General features: G+C 72.6%; 11 protein-coding genes. 10 read left to right on the top strand and 1 reads right to left on the bottom strand.

What is annotated here, in order from left to right; translation table 11 throughout:
- Positions 1 to 215 precede the first annotated feature (215 nt).
- Positions 216 to 1,937: a polyamine aminopropyltransferase gene (locus NUT86_RS19815; RefSeq protein WP_159487597.1), complete on the top strand. Its 1,722-nt coding sequence runs from the start codon at positions 216 to 218 to the stop codon at positions 1,935 to 1,937.
- Positions 1,938 to 2,121: 184 nt separating this feature from the next.
- Here NUT86_RS19815 and NUT86_RS19810 read toward each other — a convergent pair whose 3' ends face one another.
- The gene (locus NUT86_RS19810) at positions 2,122 to 3,351 is read right to left on the bottom strand and encodes an IS110 family transposase (protein WP_274736766.1); all 1,230 of its coding nucleotides are present in this window, start codon (positions 3,349 to 3,351) and stop codon (positions 2,122 to 2,124) included.
- Between the two features lie 486 nt (positions 3,352 to 3,837).
- On the opposite strand from NUT86_RS19810, the gene NUT86_RS19805 reads away from it, so the two are divergent.
- The 9 genes from NUT86_RS19805 to NUT86_RS19765 all read left to right on the top strand — a co-directional run bounded on the left by NUT86_RS19805 (position 3,838) and on the right by NUT86_RS19765 (position 13,063).
- Positions 3,838 to 4,755, top strand: a complete 918-nt coding sequence (locus NUT86_RS19805) for an SRPBCC domain-containing protein (protein ID WP_274736764.1) — start codon at positions 3,838 to 3,840, stop codon at positions 4,753 to 4,755.
- A gap of 78 nt (positions 4,756 to 4,833) precedes the next feature.
- Complete coding sequence (locus tag NUT86_RS19800) at positions 4,834 to 5,679, top strand: aldose epimerase family protein (protein ID WP_274736762.1); 846 nt, start codon at positions 4,834 to 4,836, stop codon at positions 5,677 to 5,679.
- A 22-nt stretch (positions 5,680 to 5,701) separates the two neighbouring features.
- Positions 5,702 to 6,244: an orotate phosphoribosyltransferase gene (gene pyrE / locus NUT86_RS19795; RefSeq protein WP_018092411.1), complete on the top strand. Its 543-nt coding sequence runs from the start codon at positions 5,702 to 5,704 to the stop codon at positions 6,242 to 6,244.
- A 219-nt stretch (positions 6,245 to 6,463) separates the two neighbouring features.
- Positions 6,464 to 7,486: a class II fructose-bisphosphate aldolase gene (gene fbaA / locus NUT86_RS19790; RefSeq protein ID WP_018092412.1), complete on the top strand. Its 1,023-nt coding sequence runs from the start codon at positions 6,464 to 6,466 to the stop codon at positions 7,484 to 7,486.
- A 124-nt stretch (positions 7,487 to 7,610) separates the two neighbouring features.
- Complete coding sequence (locus tag NUT86_RS19785; protein ID WP_018092413.1) at positions 7,611 to 9,140, top strand: MFS transporter; 1,530 nt, start codon at positions 7,611 to 7,613, stop codon at positions 9,138 to 9,140.
- 270 nt (positions 9,141 to 9,410) lie between these two features.
- Positions 9,411 to 9,824, top strand: a complete 414-nt coding sequence (locus NUT86_RS19780; protein ID WP_274736758.1) for a DUF3151 domain-containing protein — start codon at positions 9,411 to 9,413, stop codon at positions 9,822 to 9,824.
- A gap of 221 nt (positions 9,825 to 10,045) precedes the next feature.
- On the top strand, positions 10,046 to 10,954 hold the full coding sequence (locus NUT86_RS19775; RefSeq protein WP_274736756.1) for a tryptophan 2,3-dioxygenase family protein: 909 nt from the start codon (positions 10,046 to 10,048) through the stop codon (positions 10,952 to 10,954).
- Positions 10,947 to 12,293 carry a kynureninase gene (gene kynU / locus NUT86_RS19770; protein ID WP_174876373.1) on the top strand — a complete coding sequence of 449 codons (1,347 nt, stop codon included), beginning with the start codon at positions 10,947 to 10,949 and terminating at the stop codon, positions 12,291 to 12,293. Before NUT86_RS19775 ends, kynU begins: the two co-directional genes overlap by 8 nt.
- Positions 12,290 to 13,063 (top strand): alpha/beta hydrolase family protein, encoded by a 774-nt coding sequence (locus tag NUT86_RS19765; protein WP_018092621.1) that lies wholly within the window; start codon positions 12,290 to 12,292, stop codon positions 13,061 to 13,063. The genes kynU and NUT86_RS19765 overlap by 4 nt, the downstream gene beginning before the upstream one ends.
- Positions 13,064 to 13,118 lie beyond the last annotated feature (55 nt).

Raw genomic sequence — 13,118 nt, 5'->3', positions numbered from 1 at the left:
GTGGTGGGGAGTGCGTGGTGCGAGGGGCGCGGAGGCTGTGCGCCGGGGGCGTGGGGGTTCAGGAGGGCGCGGATGGCGGGGAGTGCGCGGCCTGTGCGGCGCGGTGCGCCCTCGTGCCCCACGCTTAGCCAACGCTCCAATAGAGGGGTGTAGCCCGCGAGGTGTACTCGTGTGGGTGACGGAGCGCCACAGAATCGTCACGTAGCGTTCACTTTATGATCGACCCGCCAGAGTCCGCTCTCACCGGCGCTCCCAGCCCGCCGGAAGCCATGACACCGGCGCGACTGCCCGTGCCGGCCGGGCCCGGCCGGCTGCTCGTCCTCGCCGTCGTCTTCGTCTGCGCCGCCTGCGGTCTGGTCTACGAACTCGAACTGGTCGCCCTGGCCACGTACTTGGTGGGCGACTCCGTCACCCAGGCATCGGTCGTGCTGTCCGTCATGGTCTTCGCGATGGGCGTCGGCGCGCTGCTCGCCAAGCGGCTGCGCTGCCGGGCGGCGGTCGGCTTCGGCGCGGTGGAGGCCGGCCTCGCGCTGGTCGGCGGCAGCTCCGCGATGGCGCTCTACGCCTGCTACGCATGGTTCGGCCAGTCCCGCTCCGCGCTCGTCGGCTTCTCCCTGGCCATCGGCATCCTGATCGGCGCCGAGGTGCCGCTGCTGATGACGCTGATCCAGCGGGTGCGCCGGCAGGACGCGGGCGGCGCGGTCGCCGATCTCTTCGCCGCGGACTACGTCGGGGCGCTGGTCGGCGGCCTGGCCTTTCCCTTTCTGCTGCTGCCCGGCTTCGGCCAGCTGACCGGCGCGCTGCTCACCGGCGCGGTCAATGTGGTGGCCGGCGCCGTGCTGGTGCTGTGGCTGTTCCGCCGTGACCTCAGTGCCCGCGCCCGCTGGGCGCTCTTCGGCGCCAACGCGCTGGTCCTTGCGCTGCTCGCCTCGGGCGCGGCGCTGGCCACGCCGTTCGAACGGGCCGCCCGGCAGGCGGTGTACGGCTCATCGGCGCGGGTCGCGGTGCAGACCGGCGTCCAGGAAGTGGTGATGACCGGCGGGACGGGCGCCGGAGCCGGTGCGGGGCGGGGGAGGAAAGGTTCCGGCGCACCGCTGGCGCTGTATCTCGACGGCCGGCTCCGGGTCAGCGCGGAGACCGAGTTCCGCTACCACGAAGCGCTGGTGCACCCGGCGATGGCGGGCGGCCCGCACGGCCGGGTGCTGGTGCTCGGCGGCGGCGACGGCCTCGCGGTGCGCGAGATCCTCCGCTACCGCTCGGTCCGCTCGGTGACCGTCGTCGAACTCGACCCCGGCGTCCTGCGGTTGGCGCGCACCGACCCCGGTCTCGCGCGCCTCAACCGGCACTCGCTCGCCGACCCCCGGGTGCGGGTGGTGACCGCCGACGCCTTCGAGTGGCTGCGGCAGCAGGGCACGGGCGGTCCCGGGCGGCGGGCGGCGCCGTACGACGTCATCGTCTCCGATCTTCCCGACCCCGGGATCACCGCGAGCACCAAGCTCTACTCGCAGGAGTTCTACGGCCTCGCGGCGCGGTTGCTGGCCCGCGACGGGCGGCTGGTGGTGCACGCCGGGCCGCCGGTCGAGCGCTCGCGTCTGTACTGGACGGTGGAGTCGACGGTCCGGTCGGTGGGCCTGGCGACGGTTCCGTACCGGCTGTCCGGCCGGCCCGCGGCCTTCTCCGGCGGCCCGGACCGCTCGGCGGGCGCCGTCCCGCAGGTGGACGCGGAGGTGCCGGCCGCCGCGCCCTCGGCGGGGAACCGGTACTGGGGCTTCGTGCTGGCGGCGCGGCACCGGCCGTCGTTCGGTCTGGCGCCCGACGCACCCCCGCTGACCGGCCTCAGCGCCGAGGAGCTGCGGGCCGGCCGGCGGGCGGAGACCCACGACCGGCGGGCCGGGCTGCCGGCGTCGACGCTGATGCATCCGCGGTATCTGGACTGAGCAGAGCAAGAGGAGACGCGGTGGCGGCGGGCGCGGGCCACGCCGGACAGCGGCCGGGGCCGGGCGGGCGCGGGGTGTGCGGCGGGCAGCGGCGTGCGGCGGGTTCCGGCCCGGTGTCAGAAAGTTCCGCGTGGGCGGGCACGGGTCAGCGGGCGCTGGGTAGACACCTCAGGCGCTTAACTCGTCAAGCTGCGACGGCAAGTGGGGCTGGGAAGGCCGTGTGCTCCTCGAACAGTCTGCGGTGTTTCAAGCAGTGATAGAGCATCCCCAGCATGCGGTTAAAGAGGTTCCTCTGTGCGGCGGCGTGCCAGTCTCCGTGGTCGTCTCGCCGTCGTCGGTAGTGGGCGTTGGCGCCGGGTGAGGCCGTAATCGCGGAGAAGGCCCAGAGATAGCCGGCGTGGTTGAGGCGGTCGTTCTTCACCCACCGTCGGGTGATGCTGGACTTCTTGCCAGAGGCTCTGGTGATGGGTGAGGCGCCGGCGTATGCCTTGAGGCCGCGGGCGTCGGCGAACCGCTGGCGGTCGTCTCCGATTTCGGCGAGCACCCGGGCGCCGAGCTGGACGCCGAGACCAGGGAAGCTAGTGATCACTTCGGCGTCCGGGTGCTGAGGGAAGGTCTCTTCGACCGCCTTGGCGAGGTCGTCGGCGGCAGTGCAAGTGGCGTCCAGTTGAACGAGCAGGGCGAGCATCTGCTTGCCGAGTGCGTCTTCGATCAGCGGCGGTTGGTGGGCCCAGTCGGCGCGGAAGACCTCGCGGAGTCGTTCAGCTTCGGCTTCGATGCCGCGCTTGCGTCCGGCGCGCTTGAGCGCGGCCTGGATCTGCGTGCGGGTCAGCCGTGCGGCCCTGGCGGGTGTGGGGGCGGTCCTGAGGAGTTCGCGGGCTTCAGGGCGGCACAGGCCGTTGTTCCACTTGGCGAAGGCGTCCAGGGCGGCCGGGTAGTACTCACGGAGCAAGGACCGGAGCTGGTTGGCGGTCTGCTGCTTGTTCCACGTCGCGTCCTGCTGGGCGCGGGCGAGGACGGCGACGGCCTGGGCTAAGTCGCTGTCCTGGGGCAGGGGCCGGTGGGCGTGCATGTCGGTGCGGAGGATGTTCGCCAGCACCAGTGCGTCGCCGGGGTCCGACTTCTTGCGTGAGACGCTGTGCCGGTCGCGATAGCGGGCGGCGGCCATCGGGTTGATCGCGAAGACCTGCCGCTTGCCGGTCCGCAGCACCGCCACCAGCAGGCCCCGGGAGGTCTCGATCGCGACAGGGATCGGGGTGTCCTCGGTGTCGCCGTACTCGGCGAGCAAGTCCAGCAGGATCTTGTAGCCGGCCGCGTCGTCAGTGATGTGTCGCTTGGCGAGTAACTGGCCGCTGTCGTCGACTAGGGCGACATCGTGCGTGCGTTCGGCCCAGTCGATACCGCAGTAGATCAAGTTGCTCCTCCCCTTGAGCAATAGCTGTTTGCGCTGGTCACGAGCGCATGCGGGCCACGCAGCGACCTAATTCAAGGACTCGGTATCAGGGCCGGTCCGCCACCTCAGAAGCCGTTCGTGGCACCAGCGCACCCCACGGTCCTCGGTCTAGACAGGAGCTCAAGCGGCTCGGGCGTAACAAGAGGTAACCGCGCGGCGGGCTCGCACCACGAAGATCAACGAGCAAGTGCCGCTCTGGTGGTGGCAGCCTCGAAGGCGCCAGACGTCGTCCATCTCGTCCGAGCCGTCGGAGCGGCTTGCTGGGGCAAGGTATCCGTCCGGCGCCCACGTGACTGCCACCACCACGAGCCCGAGGTCCGCCCGCACCGTCTACCCAGAGGCTTCGAGAGCCCAGCTCCCATGAGACGTGACGGACCCGACTCGAACGCCACGGACATCCGCTAGGGGATACCCGCGGCGCTTAAGAAGGAATTAGGCTCCCATGTCATGGAGCATGAGGTGTACGTTCCGTTTCCCGTCGGGACCGTGCGGCAGGCGCTCACCGAGCCGGAGCGGGTGGCGCGCTGTGTCCCAGGAGTCCAGCTCGACGCCGATGCCGCCCCCCACTGTCCGGAGGGCCGGCTGCGTCTGCGTATCGGAAGCTCCACCATCACCTATCGCGGCACGCTGACGGTCAGCGCCGCCGCGGACGAGGGACCCGGTGACGACGGTGCGGCCGCCGAGGTGACCGTCGAGGCCAAGGGCACCGAGGCGCGGGGCGACGGGGCGGTCGCGCTGACCCTGGCCGTACGGCTCTCCCCGGCCACCGAGCCCGGCCCCGGGACGATGCTGCGCTGCTCCGGCACGGTCCACCGCGACGGCAGGCTCGCCGAGGCCAGTGATCAGTCCGCCGCCACCGTGGGCCGCCGGCTGCTGGACCGCTTCGCGGAGAACCTGGCGGGCGATCTGCAGCGGCGGCCGGTGGCCGACGGCGGCGGACCGGCCGGTGACGCCGACGAGGCGGCCGGGTCCGGAGTGTTCGACACCGAGGTGCCTCCCCCGTCCCTCGACCCGGACGCCGACGACGACCCCGACGGGACGGCGGACCCCGTTGCGGCGGCCGAGGCCGGCGAGGACGCCGACGCGGGCGATTCCGCGGACGCGTTCCCTTCGGTGCACCCCGAGCACGGCTACGGCGACGAGGCGGACCGGCTCGCCCCCGCCGAGGCCGCGCACGCCCGCCGCACGATGATCGGGCGCAGCGCGGAAGAGGTCGATCACGCCCCGCCGCGCGGCCGGTACGCGCCGGTGCCCGCACCCGAGTCGAACGGCACCTCCGTGACCCTGCGCTGGGCGGCGCCCGCGGCCGCGGTGGTGCTGGCGTCCGCGGTGGTCGTCGGCCGGGTACTGCGCCGGCGCCGCTGACCCGGGCTCGCGGCCCGTGGCGGCCGCGCTCCGTACGGCGTCCCACGAGGCGCGCGGTGCGTCGCTAGGCTCGGTTCCGTGAGCACCGACAACACCACGCAGCGCGCGGCGCGGACGCCGGAGGGCGTGCGACTGGCCGCAGGCGACACCGAATTGACCGTCCGGCCGGACCACGGCTGCCGGATCGCGAGCCTCCGCGTCGGCGGTACGGAGCTGCTGCGGCAGGGCAGCAGGTATGGCTGTTTCCCGATGGTGCCGTGGTGCGGCCGGCTCGCCCACGGGCAGTTCCGCAACGGCGGCGAACTCCACCGGATGCCGCTCAACGCCGCGCCGCACGCCATCCACGGCACCGGCCGCGACCTGAGCTGGCGCACGGTGCGGACGAGCGCCACGGAGGGGGTCTTCACCTACGACCTCGCAGACCCGGCGGCGCCCTGGCCGTACCCGGGGCGGGTCACCCAGCTCGTCGAACTCGCCGACGACGGCGGCTCGCTCACCCTGACCATGGGCGTCGAGGCGACCGCCGACTCCTTCCCCGGGCAGGCCGGCTGGCACCCCTGGTTCCTGCGGAACCTGGGGGAGGGCGGTGAGGACGTCTACCTCGACTTCGCGCCCGAGTGGCAGGAGGAGCGGGGCGCGGACCACCTCCCGACCGGCCGCCGGATCCCGCAGAAGCCGGGGCCCTGGGACGACTGCTTCGGGATGCCGCAGGGCGTGGCGGCCACACTCACCTGGCCGGGCCGCCTGGAGCTGAAGATCACCAGCCGCGCCGAATGGGCCGTGGTCTACGACGAGCAGGAGGAGGCGGTCTGCTTCGAGCCCCAGACCGGCCCGCCGGACGGCCTCAACACCCTGCCGCGCCTGGTCACCCCGATCGACCCGCTGGAGATCTCCATGACCTGGAGCTGGCGGAGCCTCGCGTGAGGCACCGCATAAGCTCGTGCGTATGAGTGACGACGTGCGCGGCGAGCTGCTGCAGCAGATCAAGGACAAGGCCGTGGTGCACGGCAAGGTGACGCTTTCTTCCGGCAAGGAGGCCGACTACTACATCGACCTGCGCCGGATCACCCTGGACGGCGAGGCCGCGCCGCTGGTCGGTCAGCTGATGCTGGACATCACCGCCGACCTGGACTACGAGGCGGTCGGCGGGCTGACGCTCGGTGCCGACCCGGTCGCGACCTCGATGCTGCACGCCTCCGCGGCGCGCGGCGGCCGGCTGGACTCCTTCGTCGTCCGCAAGGCGCAGAAGGCACACGGGATGCAGCGCCGTATCGAGGGCCCGGACATCACCGGCCGCCGGGTCCTGATCGTCGAGGACACCTCCACCACCGGCGGCTCGCCGCTGACCGCCGTCGAGGCGGCGCGTGAGGCGGGCGCCGAGGTCGTTGCGGTGGCAACGATCGTCGACCGTGGTGCCGCCTCGGCCATCGCCGAGGCCGGGCTTCCCTATATCACGGGCTACCAGCTGGGCGACCTCGGCCTGGGCTGAGGCCGGCGCCACGGTTGCGCCGGATCGGGGTAGTCCGCGCTTGACCTGCGGCGTTGCCGAGGGGCGGCTGGTTTCACGTGAAACCGGCCGCCCACGGAGTGGGACGGCCGGACAGGCAATGTGGAGCGGGAGGCCTTGTCTGGGAAGATGTGCACGGCGAAGTCCTCGCCCCCTGGTCAGGGCCCAGTACGCACACCCGCACACACAAGGAGCGGACAGATGCCCATCGCAACCCCCGAGGTCTACAACGAGATGCTCGACCGGGCGAAGGCAGGGAAGTTCGCCTACCCGGCCATCAACGTCACGTCGACGCAGACGCTGCACGCCGCACTGCGTGGCTTCGCCGAGGCCGAGAGCGACGGCATCATCCAGATCTCCACCGGTGGTGCGGAGTTCCTGGGCGGCCAGTACAACAAGGACATGGTGACCGGCGCGGTGGCGCTCGCCGAGTTCGCGCACGTGGTCGCCGACAAGTACGACATCACCGTCGCGCTGCACACCGACCACTGCCCCAAGGACAAGCTGGACGGCTACGTCCGTCCGCTGCTGGACATCTCCGCGGAGCGCGTCGCCAAGGGCCAGAACCCGCTGTTCCAGTCCCACATGTGGGACGGTTCGGCCGAGACCCTGGCCGACAACCTGGCCATCGGCCAGGAGCTGCTCGCCAAGGCCGCCGCCGCCAAGATCATCCTTGAGGTCGAGATCACCCCGACCGGTGGCGAGGAGGACGGCGTCACCCACGAGATCAACGACGAGCTCTACACCACGGTCGATGACGCGCTGCGCACCGCCGAGGCGCTGGGCCTGGGCGAGAAGGGCCGCTACCTGCTCGCCGCCTCCTTCGGCAATGTCCACGGCGTCTACAAGCCGGGCAATGTCGTGCTCCGTCCCGAGCTGCTGAAGGACCTCCAGGAGGGCGTGGGCGCCAAGTACGGCAAGGCCGCCCCGTTCGACTTCGTCTTCCACGGCGGCTCCGGCTCCACCGAGCAGGAGATCGCCACCGCGCTGGAGAACGGCGTGGTCAAGATGAACCTGGACACCGACACCCAGTACGCCTTCACCCGCCCGGTCGCGGACCACATGTTCCGCAACTACGACGGTGTGCTGAAGGTCGACGGCGAGGTCGGCAACAAGAAGACCTACGACCCGCGCAGCTGGGGCAAGCTGGCCGAGGCCGGTATGGCCAAGCGGGTCACCGAGGCCTGCGCCAACCTGCGCTCCACCGGCACCAAGATCAAGTAACCGGCGGACCGCACCGCCGGCCGCCGCGCACCAGGGCTCCGCATCCGTCCGGGATGCGGAGCCTTCGTGCGCCCGGCCGGATGCAGGGCGGGCGAGCGGGCGCGAGGGCGGGCATGCTCGCGGTATGAGCGAACCGAGTGCGCCCGGCGCGGTCCGGCTGGCCTCGGCACAGGGCCGGTGGGTGCTGCTGACGGCCGTGCTGGGGTCCGGGATGGCGCTGCTCGACGGCACGGTCGTCAATGTCGCCCTGCCCCGGATCGGCGAGGACCTCAACGCGGATCTGGCGGTCCTCCAGTGGACCGTCACGGCCTACCTGCTCACCCTCTCCTCGCTGATCCTGCTGGGCGGTGCGCTCGGCGACCGCTTCGGCCGGCGCCGGGTGTTCGTGATCGGCGTGGTGTGGTTCGCCGCGGCCTCGCTGCTGTGCGGGCTCGCACCGCATGCCGGGGTGCTGATCGCGGCCCGTGCGCTGCAGGGCGTCGGCGGGGCGCTGCTCACGCCCGGTTCGCTGGCGCTGATCCAGGCCGTCCTCCACCCCGACGACCGGGCACGCGGGGTCGGCGCCTGGTCGGGGCTCGGCGGGGTGGCCGCGGCGGTGGGCCCGTTCATCGGCGGCTGGCTGGTGGACGGCGCCGGCTGGCGCTGGGTGTTCTTCCTGAACGTGCCGCTGGCGGCGGTGTGCGTCCCGGTCGCGCTGCGGCACGTACCGGAGACCCGGGAGCGCGGGGCCCGCGCGCACCGCGGCTTCGACGTACGGGGCGCGGTACTGGGGGCACTGGCGCTGGCCGGGGTGACCTATGCGCTGATCGCCGCGCCGGACGGCGGCACCGGCCCCGGGGTGCTCGTCCCCGCGGTGGCCGGGGTGCTGCTCGGTGTGCTCTTCGTGCAGGTCGAACGGCGACGGACCGATCCGATGCTGCCGCCCGCCATCTTCCGTATCCGCCAGTTCTCCGCCATCAACGCGGTGACGGTCTGCGTCTACGCCGCCTTCAGCGGATTCTTCTTCCTGTCCGTGCTCCAGCTCCAGGTCGTGGTCGGGTACTCGGCCCTGCAGGCCGGTACCGCGCTGCTGCCCACCACCGTCCTGATGCTGCTGCTCTCCGCCCGCTCCGGAGAGCTGGGCCAGCGCATCGGCCCGCGCATCCCGCTCACGGTCGGACCGCTGCTGTGCGCCGCGGGGCTGCTGCTGATGATGCGGGTGGGCCAGGGCGCGTCCTACTTCGCCGATGTGCTGCCCGCGCTGGTGGTGATGGGCGCGGGGATGGTGACGCTGGTCGCGCCGCTCACCGCGACCGTGCTGGCGTCGGTGGACGTGGACCGGGCGGGCCTGGCCAGCGGCATCAACAATGCGGCGGCGCGGGCTGCGGGCCTGATGGCGGTGGCGGCATTGCCCCTGCTCGCGGGCTTCGGCCCGGAGGCCTACCGCTCGGCGGACGCCTTCGGCGCGGCCTTCCTGCGCGCCATGCCGCTGTGTGCCGGCGTCCTGGTGGCCGGCGCACTGATCGCCTGGCTGACCGTACGCACCGACGCCCTACGCCCCGAACCGGGCGCCGAGGAGCCCTGCCACGCGAAAACGACCTTCCACTGCGGGGTGACCGCACCCCCACTGGACCCGGGCGAAACACGAAAAGACAACGCCCCACACGAGGGCTGACGCAAGCCCCCACCACCTCCAGAACTCCCACCCACGGGAGGGGACGGGCCGGAGGGGCAGGGTGTCCGGACGTAAAGCGAAGCAGTCCGGACACCCTGCCCCGGAGGCCCGTCACCGCACCCCGACAGCCCCGCGCAGCGGCCCCGGCCCGCCGCAGGCGCAACGGCGAGGGCACCGCGCAGCGGGCAACAAACGGCGAGAAACCCCCACGGCGGGACAGCCAAAAACGTGGTGGGGGGCCACCCCGCAACGCACTGGCAAACTGGAACCATGCCCATTCACGAAAACCTTCTCGGGGGACCGCCCCCGACCCGTCTGCCCGACGATCCCGAGCCCCGCGAGCTGCTCGCCGCGGGCACGGCACCGTCCGATGTCGCCGCGAAGTACCCGACCTCGTCCCTGGCCTGGGCGCAGCTTGCGGACGACGCGTTCGAGGGGGGCCGGGTCGTCGAGTCGTACGCCTACGCCCGCACCGGCTACCACCGCGGCCTGGACGCGCTGCGCCGGGCCGGCTGGAAGGGCCACGGCCCGGTGCCGTTCGAGCACGAGCCCAACCGCGGCTTCCTCCGGGCGCTGCACGCCCTCGCCCGCGCCGCCCAGTCGATCGGCGAGCAGGACGAGTACGAGCGCTGCTCGACCTTCCTGCGGGACTCCTCGCCGACCGCGGCCGACACCCTCTCCTGACGGGCCGCCGCCGGTCCCCGTAGCGGGGCCGCCGGCGCTGCTGCCAAGGAGCTCCCAGGTCAACGGGCCGGCCGCGATCGCGGTCGGCCCTTGCGCGGTCGCTGCCCAGCACCGATGATTTCAGTGGGCCGGGCCATCCCGTGCCCGAGGGGACCGGGGCTCCCGAGCCGACAAGGAAGGGGCGGACCGCTACCCGGTAGTTCGCACCTGAGGAGTCCCTCATGTCGCAGCCGTCTCCCATTGATCCCCCGGACCGCGGATCGACCGCGCCCGCCGGGTGCCCGGTATCGGCCGGCACCGCCGAGTCCGACCCGCCCTTCGCCCCGGATCTGAGCATCGGCAGCAGCAGCACGACCCCGTACGAGGACTATGTCCAGGCGGGCGTCCTCACTCATCTGCAGCACCCGCTCTCCGAGGACCCCGGCGAGATGGTCTTCCTGGTCACCACCCAGGTCATGGAGCTGTGGTTCACGGTCATCGTCCATGAGTGGCGCACCGCCGCCGAGGCGCTGCGCCGCGACGACCTGCCGGTGGTCATGGAGGCGCTGCGCCGCTCCACCTACGAGCTGGAGGCGCTGAACGCCGCCTGGAAGCCGCTCGCCCGGCTGACCCCGGCGCAGTTCAACGCCTACCGCAGCGCGCTCGGCGAAGGCTCCGGTTTCCAGTCGGCGATGTACCGGCGGATGGAGTTCCTGCTCGGTGAGAAGTCCGCGTCCATGCTGGTGCCGCACCGTGGTGCGCCGCGGGAGCACGCCGAGCTGGAGAAGGCCCTCCAGGAGCCCAGTCTGTGGGACGAGGTGCTGCGGATGCTCGCCCGGCGCGGCTGGGCGGTCCCCGAGGCCGTGCTGCGGCGGGACCCGGCGCAGCGTTACGAACCGGACCCGGCCGTCGAGGCCGTCTGGGCCGAGATCTACGCCGGTTCGCAGGACTCCGAGCTGGTCCGGCTCGGCGAGATGCTGACCGACATCGGCGAACTGATCCGCCGCTGGCGCAACGACCATCTGGTCGCGACCTGGCGGGCGATGGGAGCAAAAATGGGTACCGGTGGTTCCGCGGGCGTGGCCTGGCTGGAGAAGCGGGCACGCAAGAATGTCTTCCCCGAGCTGTGGACGGCGCGAAGCCATGTCTGAGACCCCCGAGTTCCCCGAGGCCACCGGCCGCACCGAGCCCGCCGGGGCCCGTGAACAGGCCGTGCGCGCCGCCGAGTTGGACGCCGCCGATCCGCTCGCCGCGGTCCGCGACCGCTTCGTCCTCGACCCCGCGCCCGATCACGCGTCCGGCGACGCCGATGTCTATCTCGACGGCAACTCGCTGGGCGCGCTGCCCCGCGGGGTGGCCGACCGGATAGCCGATGTCATCACCCGCGAGTGGGGGCAGCTGCGCATCCGGTCCTGGAACGAATCCGGCTGGTGGACCGCGCCCGAGCGGATCGGCGACAAGATCGCCCCGCTGATCGGGGCGGGACCGGGCCGGGTGGTGGTCGGCGACTCGACCAGCGTCAACCTCTTCAAGGCGCTGATCGGCGGTGTCCGTATGGCCGGCAAGGGCTGCACGGAGATCCTCGTCGATGCCACGACCTTCCCGACCGACGGCTATATCGCCCGCTCCGTGGCCCGGATGACCGGTCTCGCGGTGCGGCCGGTCGAGCCCGCGCGGATCGCCGACGAGGTCACCGAGCGGACCGCGCTGGCGCTGGTCAACCATGTCGACTACCGCACCGGCCGGCTCAACGACCTGCCCGGCATCACCCATGCGCTGCACTCCGCGGGCGCACTCGCCGTCTGGGACCTGTGCCACAGCGCCGGCGCGCTGCCGGTCGGCCTCGACGCGCACCATGTCGACCTCGCCGTCGGCTGTACGTACAAGTACCTCAACGGCGGCCCGGGTTCGCCCGCGTACCTCTACATCCGCGAGAGCCTCCAGGAGCGGTTCGAATCGCCGCTGCCGGGCTGGAACTCACACGCCGATCCGTTCGCGATGGACCCCACCTACGCCCCGGCCGACGGCATTCTGCGCGGCCGGGTCGGCACCCCCGACATCCTGTCGCTGCTCGCCCTGGAGGCGGCGCTGGAGGCCTGGGACGGGGTGTCCATCGAGGAGGTCCGCACCAAGAGCCTCGCCCTGACCGACTTCTTCCTGGAGTGCGTGGCGGCCTATGTGCCGCCGGGCAGCGTGCGCTCCCTCACGCCGTCCGACCACCAGTGGCGCGGCAGCCAGGTGTCGCTGGCGTGTTCCCCCAAGCTCTCCGCCACGGACGGGCAGGGCGGCACCCCGCTCGCCGGTGAGGTGATGGACGAGCTGATCCGGCGCGGGGTGGTCGGCGACTTCCGGTACCCCGATGTGCTGCGCTTCGGCTTCACCCCGCTCTACACCTCCTTCGCGGACGCGGAGCGGGCGGCGCGGGTGCTCGGTGAGGTGCTGGGGGCGCTGCCCGAGGTGGAGTCGGGGGCGTCCGGGGCCGCCGGGTGAGTGTGGCGGACGAGGAGCCGGCGCTGCTGGGGCTCGCCCCGGTGGCGCCGGACCGGACGGTGGCGTACGGGCCGCATCCGGACCAGCTCGTCGACGTCTACGCGCCGCGGGCGGGCGACGGCGGACGGGCGGCGGTCCGCGGGCCGCTGGTCGTCCTGCTGCACGGCGGGTTCTGGCGCGCGGCCTACGACCGGCGCCATCTCTCGCCGCTCGCCGCCGAACTGGCCGGGCACGGGATGCCGGTCGCGCTGGCCGAGTACCGCAGGGTCGGCGCGGGCGGCGGGGCGCCGCAGACGTTCGAGGACGTCACGGCGGCCATCGGTGCCGCCCACGCGGCGCTGGCGCGGACCGTGGCGGACCCCGCCGTGGTCCTCGTCGGGCACTCGGCGGGCGGCCATCTCGCGCTGCTCGCCGCCGCCCGCCCCGGCACCCCGGTGACCCGCGTCCTCGCGGTCTCACCGGTCGCCGATCTCGCCCGCGCCCATGAGCTGGGTCTGAGCGACGGCGCGGTCGCCGAGCTGCTCGGCGCCGGGCCCGGTCTGCCGGAACGCCTCGCCGCGGCCGACCCGGCGCGCCATCCGCCGGCCGGCGTCCCGGTCACGATCCTGCACGGCACCGACGACCCGGACGTCCCGGTGGAGCTCTCCCGCCGCTACGCGGCGCGGAACCCCGGCACCACGGACCTGCGTGAGCTGCCCGGCGTCGGCCACTACGCCCCCGTCACCCCCGGCAGCCCCAGCTGTCACACACTTGTCGGTTGCCTGAGCTGACCATGTAGTACTTGAGGCGGATCCCCGCAGATCCCCACTGGTGGGGACGCCCGGG

Origin of the sequence: Streptomyces sp. G7(2002) (assembly GCF_028870195.1) — a bacterium.
GTDB lineage: Bacteria > Actinomycetota > Actinomycetes > Streptomycetales > Streptomycetaceae > Streptomyces > Streptomyces nigrescens.
The sequence above is the reverse complement of the archived record's forward strand: the minus strand, read 5'-3'. Positions and strand labels throughout refer to the sequence as shown.